Raw genomic sequence first — 13,758 nt, 5'->3', positions numbered from 1 at the left:
AAGGATGACCGCCCACTAAATAGACAGGAGCCATTAGTATGAATGTTCAACAATTAAAAGTGATGATGGAACTCCAGGCACTCAATAAACTGGGGTCCGTCTCCTCTATAAATGCAGGCAGCGGGAGCAATGACTTATTTCAGCAGATATTTACCCAGGCTTTAAATAACGATGGTAGCCACTCAACTCCAGGCAATACGCTTGGCGCTGTAAATCGCTTGCTTACAACGCACCCGGCCTTTACCGTTTCACAACCTCCAATATCCCTGTCAGCACTAAATAGATCCGAACTCCAGGTTCCGGCATCAATAGACGATATCATCTCCAGAGCGGCAGATACGTATCACCTCCCGAAAAAGCTGATACAGGCTGTGATCCAGCATGAATCAGGATTCGACCCTGATGCTGTCAGTCCTGCAGGGGCATCAGGATTGATGCAGTTGATGCCTTCCACTGCAAGGGGCCTGGGGGTGGAAAATATTTTTGATCCTGAAGAAAATGTCTTTGCAGGGACCAGATATTTAAAACAGATGCTGGATAAGTATAACGGGGACATCGAACTGGCACTTGCTGCTTACAATGCCGGTCCGGGGAATGTCGACAAGTACAATGGAATACCTCCTTTTAAAGAAACAAACTCATATGTAGAAAAAGTATCGAATACGTTCTATTCCTGATTGCCTGGATATGTTAAGTATGTCAGTGTCAGTATAAAAAAGAGCCCTTATTACAAGGCTCTTTTTTTGTTGCCGTTATTGGATCGTATGATTCCCAGAGTGTATCTCAATTCAAATGACAGGATAACCGACCCCAATCTGGCAACACTAACTTTACAGAATCGTGCCCTATCAAGGCTATTTGTTTGAGATAAACATGAATGCTTGCTAGAATAAACTTACATTCTAAGTAAAAAGGAGTCCTTCTTATGGTCGAGAAACCGAAAATGCCTTATAACTTAATCGGCGAAAAGAAACTCTCCATGCTAGTTGATGCATTTTATAATAGAGTGTCCAAACACGCTTTGCTGGCACCTATTTTTCCTGAAGACTTAACAGAGACGGCCCGCAAACAAAAACAATTCCTTACTCAGTATTTGGGCGGTCCCCCTCTTTATACCGAAGAACACGGCCACCCTATGCTGAGAGCCAGGCATCTGCCTTTCCCGATCACTGAAGAAAGAGCAAAAGCATGGTTGAGCTGTATGCATGACGCAATGGATGATGTGGAACTTGATGGCCAAGTGAGAGAAGACTTTTATCACAGACTTGTTTTGACTGCACATCATATGGTAAATACGGAGACACCGGAGAGAGCCAACATTGACTAGTTTAAATAACTCAAATCCGCTTAATTCTTGTGGAGCCGATAAGAAACCACTGGAGATATATATGTTTGTAGATCCTTTATGTCCGGAATGCTGGGCATTGGAACCCATATTGAAAAAGCTAAGGATCGAATACGGCCAATACTTTCGTATCCGGTATATCCTAAGCGGCCAGCTTTCTTCATTAAACATTACAACAAAGCGAAAGCAAGAGGATCTGGCACAGAAATGGGAGAAAACCGCCAGCCGTTCTGGAATGTCCTGCGATGGAAGTTTATGGATTGACAATCCCATCGATTCACCTTATATTGCTTCTTTTGCCATCAAAGCGGCAGAGCTTCAAGGTAAGCATTCGGGCATACGATTTTTACGCTTTTTACAGGAGCGGTTATTCCTTCAGAAACAGGATATATCAAATTTTGACGTACTCAAGGAGTGCGCAAAGGAAGCGAAACTTGATCTTAATGAGTTTATGAATGATATTCACTCATACTCAGCATCAAAAGCATTTCAATGTGATATAAAAATCACGACGGAAATGGAAGTCGATGAAATTCCAACTCTTGTCTTTTTTAATGAAAATATCGAAGATGAAGGTTTGAAGGTTACAGGTCTGTATTCCTACGAGGTTTACGTCCATATCATTGAAGAGATGCTGACAATGAAACCCGAGAAAAAACCATTGCCTGCACTTGAAGACTTTATGAAATATTACCGCCTGGTAGCATCAAAAGAAATTGCCGTTGTGTATGATTTGTCAATTGAAGAGGTAGAAAAGCAAATGAAGAAATGGACCCTGCAGCAGAAAGTAAAAAAAATACCTGCAAAGCATGGAACGTTTTGGAGATTTATCGCTGAATAGCTATTGTAAAATAATAAATTCCATGAAATACAGGAAAAGCCGATGTTGTTTCCAACATCGGCTTTTCAATACGAACAAAGGGGATGGGAGAAATTTTTCACGGTCAAACAAAGGGGTATATGTTTGCTTGTGATCAACTTCACACTGATACTATATCATGTCTAAACTTGTATTGGCAAGTTGTTTGTATGGTATTTCACAATATTGTCAAAATCCATGTATGAACCTCTTGAGCTTGTCATATAGTATATAAACCGCCCGCGGAGGGATCGACCATGAGAATAAGCGTTAAGTTTTTGATTCTGGTTTTATTAATCATCATCAGCTTTCTCATTCATATCCTGGGATTAATGAATCTTATCCCACTCTTTATCACAGCTCCGATTTTGTTTCTATCACTATTGATTTTTATTTATTCGTTTGGAAACAGGAACCGGTTTAAGGGATTTAAGTCATAGAGAAAGGGAGGAGCTCTTAAGGCCACCTCCCTTTCTCTATGTTTTATTGAAGCTTCTCCAATAATTCTTCCATTTCATTTAGTTTTTCTTCAAACACCTTGCAGGCTTCTTCCACCGGTCTAGAGGTAGTCATATCGACGCCAGCTTTCTTCAATACTTCTATCGGGTAATCCGAGCTTCCTGCTTTCAGGAATTCGACATAGCGTTCAACGGCAGGTTCCCCTTCTTCAAGGATTTGCTTGCTTAACGCAGTGGCTGCAGAGAACCCGGTCGCATATTGATATACATAGTAATTGTAATAGAAGTGAGGGATACGCGCCCACTCCAGTCCGATTTCCTGATCGATGGAGATATCATCACCAAAGTATTTCTTATTAAGGGCATAATATTCCTTAGTAAGAAAATCAGAAGTCAATGCTTCCCCTTCTTGTGCTTTTTTATGGATTAAATGTTCAAATTCTGCAAACATCGTTTGTCGGAACACCGTGCCTCTGAAACCTTCCAAATAATGATTTAACAGATACAGACGCTTCTTTTCATCATCGATCGTGTTCAACAAGTAATCATTCAGTAATGCTTCATTGCACGTTGAAGCGACTTCTGCCACAAAAATTGAATAATGGCCATACGTATAAGGCTGTGCAGATCTGGTGTAATAACTATGCACGCTATGCCCGAATTCGTGTGCCAGAGTGAATAAGTTATTGACATTGTCCTGCCAGTTCATAAGGATATACGGATTCGTGCCATAGGCCCCTGAAGAATAAGCCCCGCTCCTTTTTCCTTTGTTCTCCACAACGTCCACCCAGCGGTTATCAAACCCATCTTGAAGGACGTCTGCGTAATCCTGCCCAAGTGGTTCAAGTCCTTTAAGAATCATATCCTTTGCCTCTTCATAGCCGATTTCCATCTTTACTTCTTTTACAAGAGGGGTATATAAATCGTACATATGGACTTCATCTAGTCCCAGTACTTTCTTACGGAGCTTTACATAGCGCTGGAGCAGATGAAGATTCTTATTCACCGTTTCCACAAGGTTGTCATATACCTGTTCAGGAATATTGTTATTCGATAAGGCTGCATGACGGGCTGAATCGTAGTTCCTTACATTCGCCGTGAAATTATCCTTCTTCACAGCTCCACTTAGGGTAGAGGCGAACGTATTTTCAAATTTCCCATACGTTTCATATACTTTTTTAAACGCTTCTTCCCGCACACGTCTGTCACTGCTCTCAAGGAAACGAATGAAACGTCCGTGAGTGATATCCACTTCTTCCCCGTTTTCATCTTTGATACTTGGAAATTCCAGGTCTGCGTTATTCAACATCCCAAACGTATTGCTCGCTGCACTGAATACCTCAGAAGCTTGTGCCAACAGCGCCTCTTCTTCAGCTGACAATACATGTGGACGCTGAAGGTTTATTTCTTCTAAAGCATGCTGGTATTTCTTCAATTCTTCTTTTTCGTCAAGGAACTGTTGAAGCTTCCCTTCATCGATGGAAAGGATTTCAGGTACGAGATAAGCAAATTTGCTTCCCAGCTGAGTATATAAGCTTTTCGCACGGTCATCCAGACCCTGATAGTGTGAATTCGTTGTATCCTGGTCATAACGCATGTGAGAGTATGTATAGACCCTTCCCATTCTTTCCATGATCTCGTCCTGGAAGGTTAGCGCTTTATACAGCTGTTCAGCACTTTGATCCAACGTTCCTTTGAATTCCTCTGCTTTATCTGTCAAACCTTTGATTTCTTTATATTCTGTCTCCCAAGCTTCATCGCTTTCAAAAATATCTTCCAGACGCCATGTTAGACTTTCTTCTACCTCATCTCTTGCTGGCAGACTTTTTGTTACTGTGTCTTTTGACATATTCATCCTCCATTCTGAATCTACAGACTATTCCTTATAGTTACATTCTCTCTTATCCTGGATATTCCTGCAAGAAAACAAGCTTTATTAGTCCTTTTTTAATATATGCTTCCACTTTGGAAAAAAATCACGTTCATGCTGTTGAAATTCATTGAAGCTTTTTGGACAGATCCAATCGTTTGTTAAGCTGTGACTTATTCCCTCATGCTTTTTAATGACGTTTATTTCTTCCAATACATGAAGATAATCACTTATTAATTCATTTATGCCTGGGCCGGATGAAAGCGGGAAATCCCTCATCTCAATCTCTCCCTTTGAAAATCGCCGGTTAAAGGCTCGACTGATCATCTCCTTTGTAAAGGTACGATTCTTTTTGATCACATCTTTCCAGATATAATATTGCCATTCGACCGGATGGGTTTTGCAAATATTCATGTGCGGGATGACAGGCACGCCAATAAACAGAGGTAAATAAAGAAACGTATCACCTTCTTCGTATACTTCGATCAGGAATCTGTCCTTACGTGACCGGGGGAAGTTTATTTTATTCTGCATCCATTTTTTTCTGTAATGCATCCAGCTTTTTAAAAATTGGTAATCAAAATCTTTCTGAGGGGCAATCGAAATCGGCAGATTGAATCTATGCAGCGGGATGAATATCGGCTTTGATGAGAAAAATGAGTTTGCCGTTATCGGGATAAGATGGGGGAAAATCGTAAAGGATTTCTTCTCCGGGTCGAAGTGGAGAAGAAAATAGTGAAGGTCCTCAGAAAATCGAATGAACCCCTGTTGAAATCCTGTTAATCTGAGAGGATCCCTGGAAGTTAGCGGCTGGGTTAACATCCATAGGGGGTGAATTTTCTTTTTTCTATACCCTTGTGTCCTTTGGTTTATTTCTGACAGGGGGATGGTAGAGCATTGAATTTCAACTGCGACAAGCTCCCCTTTCATTGTGATGAGCAGGTCCGGGATCTGATTCAGCTCTTTTACATAACACTCAAGCTTCACGTCCTCAAAAAGCTGCAATAGCCTTTGATACAATAGCGCTTTACCTAAAACATGATTGGGTGTTTCTTTCTTTGATCCAAGAATACAAGGAGACTTTGAGGTGTGGGCAAAATGCGGAATTTTCATATTTCCGACTCGCAGGATTAAGGGAGATGAGCAATGGGGACAGAGGAACGGTGACATGGTATTTCTTATTTTCAGTAACTCTTCTTTTGTATGATGGATTGTGGTGAAGGGCTGACGATCTAGTAAAGCTGTTAACATGGAACACCTCCTCTATCTCCTATTCGGCAAAAACTTGTAAAATCCTGCAAAAATAAATGCCCAAAGGAAATGATCCTTTGAGCATTTTGGGTTTATCATCTGACCATTATAATAGCGGTGACATTAAGCGGGAGGTCGATTCCAGGATCCGATACCCCATGTGCCGTTTTTGAAACTCCTCGTGTGAAAGCTCGACTGAATGCTCCAAATCATTCAGATACTCTTCCACAAGCGATTTTGTACTGCTTGTTTTGTATAGGAAAGCATTCACTTCGAAGTTTAAATGAAAGCTTCTCATATCCATATTGGAAGTCCCGATTGATGCCAGTTCGTTGTCGACAATGACGATTTTACTGTGCATAAACCCTTTTTGATATTCGTATATCCTCACTCCCGCCTCCAATAGTTCCGGAAAATAAGAGCGTGAAGCATGAAAGACAATGCGCTTATCAGGTTTATGAGGAACAAGCAGTCTGACGTCGATTCCGCTTAAGGCAGCAATCTTCAAAGCGGAGAAAATATCTTCGTCCGGGATGAAATATGGCGATGCCACCCAAACGCTTTCCTGCGCGGATGTAATCATGGAGAAGAAGAGGTTCTTCAATACACTAAGTTCATTGTCAGGACCTCCGGCAATCATTTGTACCCCGCCGTCATTGATCTCACTTACAGGATCCGGGCTTAAATAACCCGGCGTAAGAAAATCATCATTGGTCATGTAATACCAATCTTGGAGAAAGATAAGCTGAAGTGTCCGGACTGCATCACCTTTTACAAATAAGTGTGTATCCCTCCAAAAACCGAAAGTTGGATTTTTCCCCAGGTATTCATCCCCGATATTTAAACCGCCGACAAAGCCGATGTTCCCATCAATCACAATGATTTTCCGGTGATTTCGGAAATTGAATTTATTATTGAGAAAAGGGATTTTCACTGGACCAAACGGGACAACCTCGATGCCTGCCACTTTCATTTCTTTAATGTACTGATTTGATAATTGCCATGCCCCCACAGCATCATAAAGGAAACGGACCTTTACACCCTCATTCGCTCGTTCGATTAATACATCTTTAATTTGATTTCCAATATCATCATGGCGCACGATATAATACTCCATGTGAATATGATGCTTCGCCGTTTTTAACCAGCGTAATATCTCTCCGAACGTTTCCTGTCCATTCGTCAATACCTTCGTTTCACTTGAAAAGGAAATGGCACTGTTGCCGATCCGTTGTGCAAGCTGAACATGCTTTTCCTGGTAAAATCCGAACATCTCCGGGTTCATATCTTTAGGCCCCGGTTCGTACTTATTGTACGTCTCCTTATCTAAAATGTACTTTTTCTTGTACATCTTCTCTTTTCGATAATTCCTTCCAAATAGCAAGTAAAAGATAAAACCAAGAAAAGGGAATGCTCCAAGGACAACCAGCCAGGTAAGCGTTTGGGTTGGATGACGATTTTCGATAAATATTAAAAACCCTATGATGATGACAGAAAACGTAAATACCAAACTAACGTACTTTAACATACCTGCTAAATATTGATCTAAAATGTAAAAATAACTGATTGCAATCACCGCGATGAACAAGAGTACTTTCACCGTATTCTTCATCCAATACACCATCCCATGAACTCAAGTTATGCAATTTTTTCTATCGTCTATTTATATTGAGCTGTATTCACTTCGTTATTAAGTAAAATAACAGAGACAAGTAATAAAAAAATACCGATTTCAGGATGAAACCGGTATTCGAACTTATGAAAAGTATGCACTTAGTGTTTCAAATACGTTTTGATCGACAACAATCTTCCCATACTCTTCAAGACGGTGAACAGTCATTCGTGACTCATCAGCGTATTCGAGAAAGATGCTTAGCATATTGTCAATCTCTTCTTCTGAGAAGTGCTCCTCTGAAAAATTAATGTAAAGATAATATTTATTTTCAAAAGCAAGTAACTTTGTGGTCAGATGTTCAACCGGCATCTCCTTGAGCCGCTGCGATAATGAAATGGCATCTTCAAAGTCTTTGAACTTTAATGTGAAATCCAACGCAACTTCTGTATCTTCCTCTTGATCCTGTTTAATTTGAAAATGTTGATCAAGCAGTTCCTCAATACGTTCATCCACTGGAAGCTCTTTTAACTTATCTTCAGGGATAGGCAATTCAAATCGTTGACCATCCTTTGAAACCTGTGCTCTTGTAACTAGGACTTCAAGTCCTTTGTCCAGTGCCTGGACCTGTATCCATAGAGGACCCTCGATACCGAAATCTTCTTCCTGGTGGACTTCATCCATCATTTCCCAAAAAAGTTCTTCACTTCGTTCGCGATTATACCAAATCTCTTCTCGATCAAAGCCTCTGTCCTCTATATCCCCATAAGAAATATAGAATTTCACTGTATTTTCGTTAATACGTTCGATTTCCATTTAACACCTCTCCCTTCTTGCATAAAGTTAGTGAAGGGACTACACCCTCTGAGCTGAATAAGCCCGACTGTCTGAGCAGGTGTGTCAGACTTGTTGGTGAAGATTAAGATACATTTAAATTAGTTTGTACCTTGTACTTCTATTTTATGTTATCAGCACTCTAAATGGAATAAAAATAACACCCATTTTTCACTTAAGCAGATTGGACTATTTTTATGTGTTTTTGACATTCTAGCTAATATTTGCAGAAAATTCAAGTGATAATACTTAGTGTAAAGTTTCATTTCCGCTTCCCGATTCCGTGCAAGACTTCGATTTCCACAAGTAACCAGGCTGGCTAAGGGGGAAAAAATAAAGAGACTAACCCGCAAGGAAACAGAACGTCCTTTCAGGGTTAGCCCCTATTAATTGTATATTCCCGGCATTGTGATAACATGCAGGGAACGTGAATGATTTATCAGTTAACCATTCTTTGAGCTTCAAGAAGCTGGAATGTGCGAACCTTTCTAGGAAGGAAACGTCTGATTTCATCTTCATTGTATCCTACCTGTAAACGCTTTTCATCCAGGATGATCGGACGTCTTAGTAATCCAGGATTTTTTTGAATAAGCTCAAATAATTCTTGCAGCGGTAATGTTTCTAAGTCGACATTAAGCTTCTGAAAAGTCTTTGAACGGGTAGAAATGATTTCATCCGTTCCATCCTCTGTCATGCGAAGGATTTCTTTAATTTCATCAATGCTTAAGGGTTCAGAGAAAACGTTACGCTCTGTATATGGAATCTCATGCTCTTCTAACCAAGCTTTTGCCTTGCGACAAGATGTACAACTAGGTGAAGTGAATAATGTAACCACGTCATTCACACTCCCTTAAATATTTTATAGTAGTAAGTATTATATAGAGTATTTTATATTTAAACAAAGTGCGTTATTTAAAATAAGTTTAAATAAGAAATCTCTATTATGTATTATACATGAATTGCGAGAAGTTGAACATACTTTTAATGAATTTGTCAAACTTCTTACACATTAGTTTAACATAAGCTATATAATCTGTTTATATAAATTTAACTACCCGTCTTTCCATGGGATTAAACATTATTTTCACGACTTCATATTTTCATTTAGAAAACCTTATTGCGAATCGCAATAAGGTTTTTACTGTTTACCTATTCATACACCTTTTAATACATCTTCATCGCGGTCTTCATCCAGTTTGAGTACTTCTTCTACTGGTTGATAAGATGCTCCGTAGAATTTCTCGTCTTTATAGGTGTGGATTAATTCATACGTCTTCTTCATGGACTCAAATATTAAATCTTCGGACTCTTCATTTGGTGCCCAATACAGGATTTCCATCTCGTTGATTTCATTGGTTGCCAATGAACGTCTGGCGTAGCCAATGCTTGCCGCATGATTGAAACCTTCACGTTTGTAGAACTTCAAGCGCTTTTCTGTGTCGGTATCTTCGTAGTCGACAGGTTCCACTTCCAATATGATCGGTTTATTCTTCTTCTTCAGCTTCTCAAGAAGTTTATGACCAAGTCCCTGTCCTCTTGCGTCCTTTGAAACAAAAAGATAATCAATAAATATAAAGTCATCCAGCTCAGCATACATCAATACATGATACTGTCCTTCATCTTTATGATAGATATCACTTCGTTCTTTAAGTAAAGTTTCAAGATGTTCTTTCGATTTCATTTCCTCTACCGGGAAATATTGATTCAGCTTTTCATACCAGTGCATGGACCTACTCCTTCAAATGATTTTTTTGATGACTAACGGACAAAACTACTTTTCTCATCATTGATTGGTTTACGTTAGTTGTTAGTCTTTTCTGTGGAAATGATTTAAATACGGTTTTGCAGGAAATGTTTCCTGCTAAGGGGGAATTGTGGTTTCAAGCGGTTAATGTTACCAATTTAATCATAACAATATGAGGTGATTTGTCAACCATCACCCCTCAATACACATTGCCAATATACGTATTAAATATGACAAGTCATAACTAAAAAGCTTACTTACAAAAATGTAAGTAAGCTTTTTACTGTTAAGGGGTATAATCCACACCTTCTGTATAAGAGTTTCCTGCATCCCACAACAGGAACTCTTTGATTCCTTGATCATTCAACGCCTTGATTTGTGCTTCGATTTCGGCTTTGCCATAAACTTTGTAATTTCCGCTGCCTAACCAGGAAGCAGTGAAGTCTTGAAGCCATGGCCTTGAAATTGGAGGATTCTTTAACTCAGCCAGTTTTTTATTTTCCAATTTAGCATACTCAGTCACTAATTTATATGGCTCGGTATCCGGTTTTGCAATTCCGAAGTATGGCGTCCAGTGACTTGGATAGATCATGGAAGAGATAACATCGACATGCTCAGAAATCTTTGTGAAGTTCTGTCCGATTCCAGGTGCCTCCGGCAGAGTTGCAGTATAACCGAAAATATCAACAGATACTTTAACACCATAAGGATCTAACTGCTCATGAGCGTATTCAACAAAATCCGTTACAGCCTGAACACGTTTTTGGACATTGTCTACTTCTTTATCTGTATAATCGCCGGTACCATACTCAAGTTCTTTGTCTCTCTTTTCAAAGCCTTCAGGGAATCGTACATAATCGAACTGGATTTCCTGGAATCCCATTTTTGCTGCTTCTATTGCAATTCCGACATTATAATCCCATACTTCTTTAAGGAATGGATTGACGAAAGATTCCCCCCGTCCGTTTTTCCACACCTTACCTCCATCTTTGTAGGAAAGCTCTGGTTTTTTATTTGCCAGAACAGTATCTTTGAATACAACGATCCGGGCAATCGGGTAAATTTGTTTTTCTTCCATTGTATTAAGCAGTGATTTAGGATCCTTAATATAAGGCTGCCCTACTTCTGCATATGGGGAAGACGCTTCCGGCTCATATGTAACATACCCATGATCATCCTTGATATCGATTACCATGGCATTTAAATCCGTTGAATCGATTAAGTCCGTCAATTTATTGAAGCGTTCTCCACCGGCTGAATGTCCGGTTACATATACTCCCCTGATGGCATCCGGATATTCGAACGAATAGCCTGAATCGTACACAAACCGGGGGGCCGAAGCAGGAACTTCCTTTTTACTCAATGAAAGAGTTCTCTTCTCATGATCGCTTTCTACTGGTGTTTCTCCAGTTTCTGCTTTCACCGATTGAATGGGCAATACGCACATTGTGAATAAACAGAAAGATGCCGCCAGCTTACTCCATTTCAACATTAACCTCTCCTCTATAAAAATAAATATCTACTAAAAATTGTAACACTTGCTACTATTTTAACAAGGAAATAACTTCAAAGAAAAGGGAATATCCACCTAAAATGTCGGAATTTCCGAGGAAATCAGAGTAACCCCAACCCTTTATGGTGATTGGGTTATAAAGTTCCCATTAATAATACGTATAAAAAAATGAAGCTGTTTATACCGGCCAATGAGTGGAATACATAAAAAGAAAAAGTCCCCTGTAAATCAGGGGACTTACTAAAAGCATCAACCTTTGTATTGCGCCTGGTATTGAGCAAATTCTTTTTCAGAGCAATAAACGAAATGGCCTGGTGCCACTTCACGCATCTCAAGTTGATCTTCTTCCGTATAATTATGAACGGCAGGATCGTACTCTTTTCTTCTGCGTGTACGCTCATATTCAGGGTCTGGAAGAGGTATGGCAGAAAGCAGTGATTGTGTATAAGGGTGAAGCGGGTTCTTATACAATGCATCACTAGGTGCCAGCTCTACTAATTTACCAAAATACATTACTCCGATACGGTCACTGATATATTTAACCATCGACAGATCATGCGCAATGAAAAGGTAAGTCAATCCTTTTTCTTTTTGCAGCTGCTGCATCAAGTTTACTACCTGTGCCTGGATGGATACATCCAATGCGGAAATCGGCTCATCCGCAATGATGAAATCCGGATCCACTGCAAGGGCACGCGCAATTCCTATACGCTGTCTTTGTCCGCCTGAGAATTCATGCGGGTAACGTCCTGCGTGCTCCTTATTTAAGCCAACCGTTTCAAGAAGTTCATGGACTTTTCTCAAACGTTCTTCTTTTGAAGAAGCCAGGCCATGGATATCAATGCCTTCTGCAATAATGTCAGCTACCTTCATACGAGGGTTCAGTGACGCATAAGGATCTTGGAAAATCATCTGCATTTTACGATTGAATTTCTTTAATTGGGAACGGCTTTTCTTACCATGTACATCATCCCCGTTAAATAACACCTGACCATCTGTTGCATCATACAGGCGAATGATTGTACGTCCGGTAGTGGATTTTCCGCAGCCGGATTCTCCAACAAGTCCAAGTGTTTCCCCTTTGTAAATATCAAATGATATATCATCAACCGCTTTAACCATATTAGGCTTTCCAGGGTTGAAATATTGTTTAAGGTTTTTGATTTCAAGTAATTTTTCTGCCATTATGAACGAACCTCCTCAACAAGTACCGGCTCAGCGTAGTTAGACGGCATTTTTCTATGTCTTAGTTTTACCGCTTCAGGAGGCTCTACCTGTGGAGCACTTGGATGCATCAACCATGATTTAACTATATGTGTATCAGACACCTTATAATATGGCGGTTCTTGTTCAAAATCAATCTTCATAGCATACTCACTTCTCAGTGCGAATGCATCTCCTTTTGGAGGATTCAACAAATCAGGAGGTGTTCCTGGAATGGCCACCAATTCCTGCTCACCTTCAGTGTCCGTTGTTGGCATTGACCCGATCAGACCCCAAGTATAAGGGTGACGAGGGTCATAGAAGATTTCATCCACTGTGCCGGATTCAACGATCTGTCCTCCGTACATGACCGCTACACGATCAGCAACGTTCGCAACAACACCAAGGTCATGGGTGATGAAGATAATGGATGTTTCGATTTTCGTCTGTAAATCCTTCATTAATTCAAGGATCTGTGCTTGGATTGTAACGTCAAGCGCGGTTGTCGGCTCATCTGCGATAAGAATCTTTGGATTGCATGCTAATGCGATGGCGATTACGACACGCTGGCGCTGACCACCTGAAAATTGGTGCGGATATTGTTTGAAGCGTGTCTCAGGACTAGGAAGCCCAACCAGCTTCAATAGCTCGATTGCGCGTTTTTTCGCATCATTTTTATTCATGTTCTGATGCTTGACAAGCGGTTCCATGATTTGCTTACCGATCGTCATCGTCGGATTCAATGAAGTCATCGGATCCTGGAAAATCATCGAGATATCTTTACCGCGAATTTTTTCCATTTGTTTCTCAGGCAGCGTTGCAAGATCTTTACCTTCAAACATGATCTTTCCGCCTTTGATAAAACCAGGAGGATTCGGAATCAATCTCATAAGCGCTTTTGTCGTTACTGATTTCCCGGAACCTGACTCCCCTACTATTGCAAGGGTTTCACCTTTATCTAAATGAAAATCTACACCGCGGACAGCTTTGACTTCCCCTCCATGCGTATTGAAGGAGACGTGTAGATCATTCACTTCTAAAATTCTTTTTGACATATTCTTTAATCTCC

12 protein-coding genes are annotated in these 13,758 nt (G+C 40.2%); 3 read left to right on the top strand and 9 right to left on the bottom strand.

From position 1 onward, the window contains the following. Positions 1-38 precede the first annotated feature (38 nt). The 3 genes from ACUXV2_RS05545 to ACUXV2_RS05535 all read left to right on the top strand — a co-directional run bounded on the left by ACUXV2_RS05545 (position 39) and on the right by ACUXV2_RS05535 (position 2,186). On the top strand, positions 39-677 hold the full coding sequence (locus ACUXV2_RS05545; RefSeq protein ID WP_446246050.1) for a lytic transglycosylase domain-containing protein: 639 nt from the start codon (positions 39-41) through the stop codon (positions 675-677). Positions 678-925: 248 nt separating this feature from the next. Beyond that, entirely contained in the window at positions 926-1,327 is a 402-nt protein-coding gene (locus ACUXV2_RS05540; RefSeq protein WP_446246049.1) for a globin domain-containing protein, read from the top strand. A 61-nt stretch (positions 1,328-1,388) separates the two neighbouring features. Then, positions 1,389-2,186 (top strand): ClpXP adapter SpxH family protein, encoded by a 798-nt coding sequence (locus ACUXV2_RS05535; RefSeq protein ID WP_446246048.1) that lies wholly within the window; start codon positions 1,389-1,391, stop codon positions 2,184-2,186. A 501-nt stretch (positions 2,187-2,687) separates the two neighbouring features. Here ACUXV2_RS05535 and pepF read toward each other — a convergent pair. The 9 genes from pepF to ACUXV2_RS05490 all read right to left on the bottom strand — a co-directional run bounded on the left by pepF (position 2,688) and on the right by ACUXV2_RS05490 (position 13,744). Beyond that, positions 2,688-4,511 carry an oligoendopeptidase F gene (gene pepF, locus ACUXV2_RS05530; protein WP_446246047.1) on the bottom strand — a complete coding sequence of 608 codons (1,824 nt, stop codon included), beginning with the start codon at positions 4,509-4,511 and terminating at the stop codon, positions 2,688-2,690. Positions 4,512-4,598: 87 nt separating this feature from the next. Further along, positions 4,599-5,783 (bottom strand): competence protein CoiA, encoded by a 1,185-nt coding sequence (locus ACUXV2_RS05525; protein WP_446246046.1) that lies wholly within the window; start codon positions 5,781-5,783, stop codon positions 4,599-4,601. Positions 5,784-5,889: 106 nt separating this feature from the next. Further along, positions 5,890-7,395 (bottom strand): cardiolipin synthase, encoded by a 1,506-nt coding sequence (cls, locus tag ACUXV2_RS05520; RefSeq protein ID WP_446246045.1) that lies wholly within the window; start codon positions 7,393-7,395, stop codon positions 5,890-5,892. Positions 7,396-7,539: 144 nt separating this feature from the next. Beyond that, entirely contained in the window at positions 7,540-8,211 is a 672-nt protein-coding gene (gene mecA / locus ACUXV2_RS05515; protein WP_446246044.1) for an adaptor protein MecA, read from the bottom strand. 457 nt (positions 8,212-8,668) lie between these two features. Beyond that, complete coding sequence (gene spxA / locus ACUXV2_RS05510; RefSeq protein WP_032089161.1) at positions 8,669-9,064, bottom strand: transcriptional regulator SpxA; 396 nt, start codon at positions 9,062-9,064, stop codon at positions 8,669-8,671. A 318-nt stretch (positions 9,065-9,382) separates the two neighbouring features. Continuing rightward, positions 9,383-9,955, bottom strand: a complete 573-nt coding sequence (locus ACUXV2_RS05505; protein WP_446246043.1) for a GNAT family N-acetyltransferase — start codon at positions 9,953-9,955, stop codon at positions 9,383-9,385. Positions 9,956-10,259: 304 nt separating this feature from the next. After that, positions 10,260-11,465 carry a putative glycoside hydrolase gene (locus ACUXV2_RS05500; RefSeq protein WP_446246042.1) on the bottom strand — a complete coding sequence of 402 codons (1,206 nt, stop codon included), beginning with the start codon at positions 11,463-11,465 and terminating at the stop codon, positions 10,260-10,262. Positions 11,466-11,735: 270 nt separating this feature from the next. Beyond that, a complete protein-coding gene (locus tag ACUXV2_RS05495) occupies positions 11,736-12,671 on the bottom strand; it encodes an ABC transporter ATP-binding protein (protein WP_446246041.1) in 936 nt (311 codons plus the stop codon). Next, positions 12,671-13,744, bottom strand: a complete 1,074-nt coding sequence (locus ACUXV2_RS05490) for an ABC transporter ATP-binding protein (RefSeq protein ID WP_446246040.1) — start codon at positions 13,742-13,744, stop codon at positions 12,671-12,673. The genes ACUXV2_RS05495 and ACUXV2_RS05490 overlap by 1 nt, the downstream gene beginning before the upstream one ends. Between the last annotated feature and the right edge of the window lie 14 nt (positions 13,745-13,758).

The sequence above is a fragment of the Rossellomorea sp. NS-SX7 genome, from assembly GCF_052828565.1.
This window is presented reverse-complemented; position numbering and strand designations above follow the sequence as displayed.

Bases quoted from the DNA above. Each gene is read 5' to 3' on its own strand.
- ACUXV2_RS05545 (WP_446246050.1), top strand. From the start codon at position 39: ATGAATGTTCAACAATTAAAAGTGATGATGGAACTCCAGGCACTCAAT.
- ACUXV2_RS05540 (WP_446246049.1), top strand. From the start codon at position 926: ATGGTCGAGAAACCGAAAATGCCTTATAACTTAATCGGCGAAAAGAAA.
- ACUXV2_RS05535 (WP_446246048.1), top strand. From the start codon at position 1,389: ATGTTTGTAGATCCTTTATGTCCGGAATGCTGGGCATTGGAACCCATA.
- pepF (WP_446246047.1), bottom strand. From the start codon at position 4,511: ATGTCAAAAGACACAGTAACAAAAAGTCTGCCAGCAAGAGATGAGGTA.
- ACUXV2_RS05525 (WP_446246046.1), bottom strand. From the start codon at position 5,783: ATGTTAACAGCTTTACTAGATCGTCAGCCCTTCACCACAATCCATCAT.
- cls (WP_446246045.1), bottom strand. From the start codon at position 7,395: ATGAAGAATACGGTGAAAGTACTCTTGTTCATCGCGGTGATTGCAATC.
- mecA (WP_446246044.1), bottom strand. From the start codon at position 8,211: ATGGAAATCGAACGTATTAACGAAAATACAGTGAAATTCTATATTTCT.
- ACUXV2_RS05505 (WP_446246043.1), bottom strand. From the start codon at position 9,955: ATGCACTGGTATGAAAAGCTGAATCAATATTTCCCGGTAGAGGAAATG.
- ACUXV2_RS05500 (WP_446246042.1), bottom strand. From the start codon at position 11,465: ATGTTGAAATGGAGTAAGCTGGCGGCATCTTTCTGTTTATTCACAATG.
- ACUXV2_RS05495 (WP_446246041.1), bottom strand. From the start codon at position 12,671: ATGGCAGAAAAATTACTTGAAATCAAAAACCTTAAACAATATTTCAAC.
- ACUXV2_RS05490 (WP_446246040.1), bottom strand. From the start codon at position 13,744: ATGTCAAAAAGAATTTTAGAAGTGAATGATCTACACGTCTCCTTCAAT.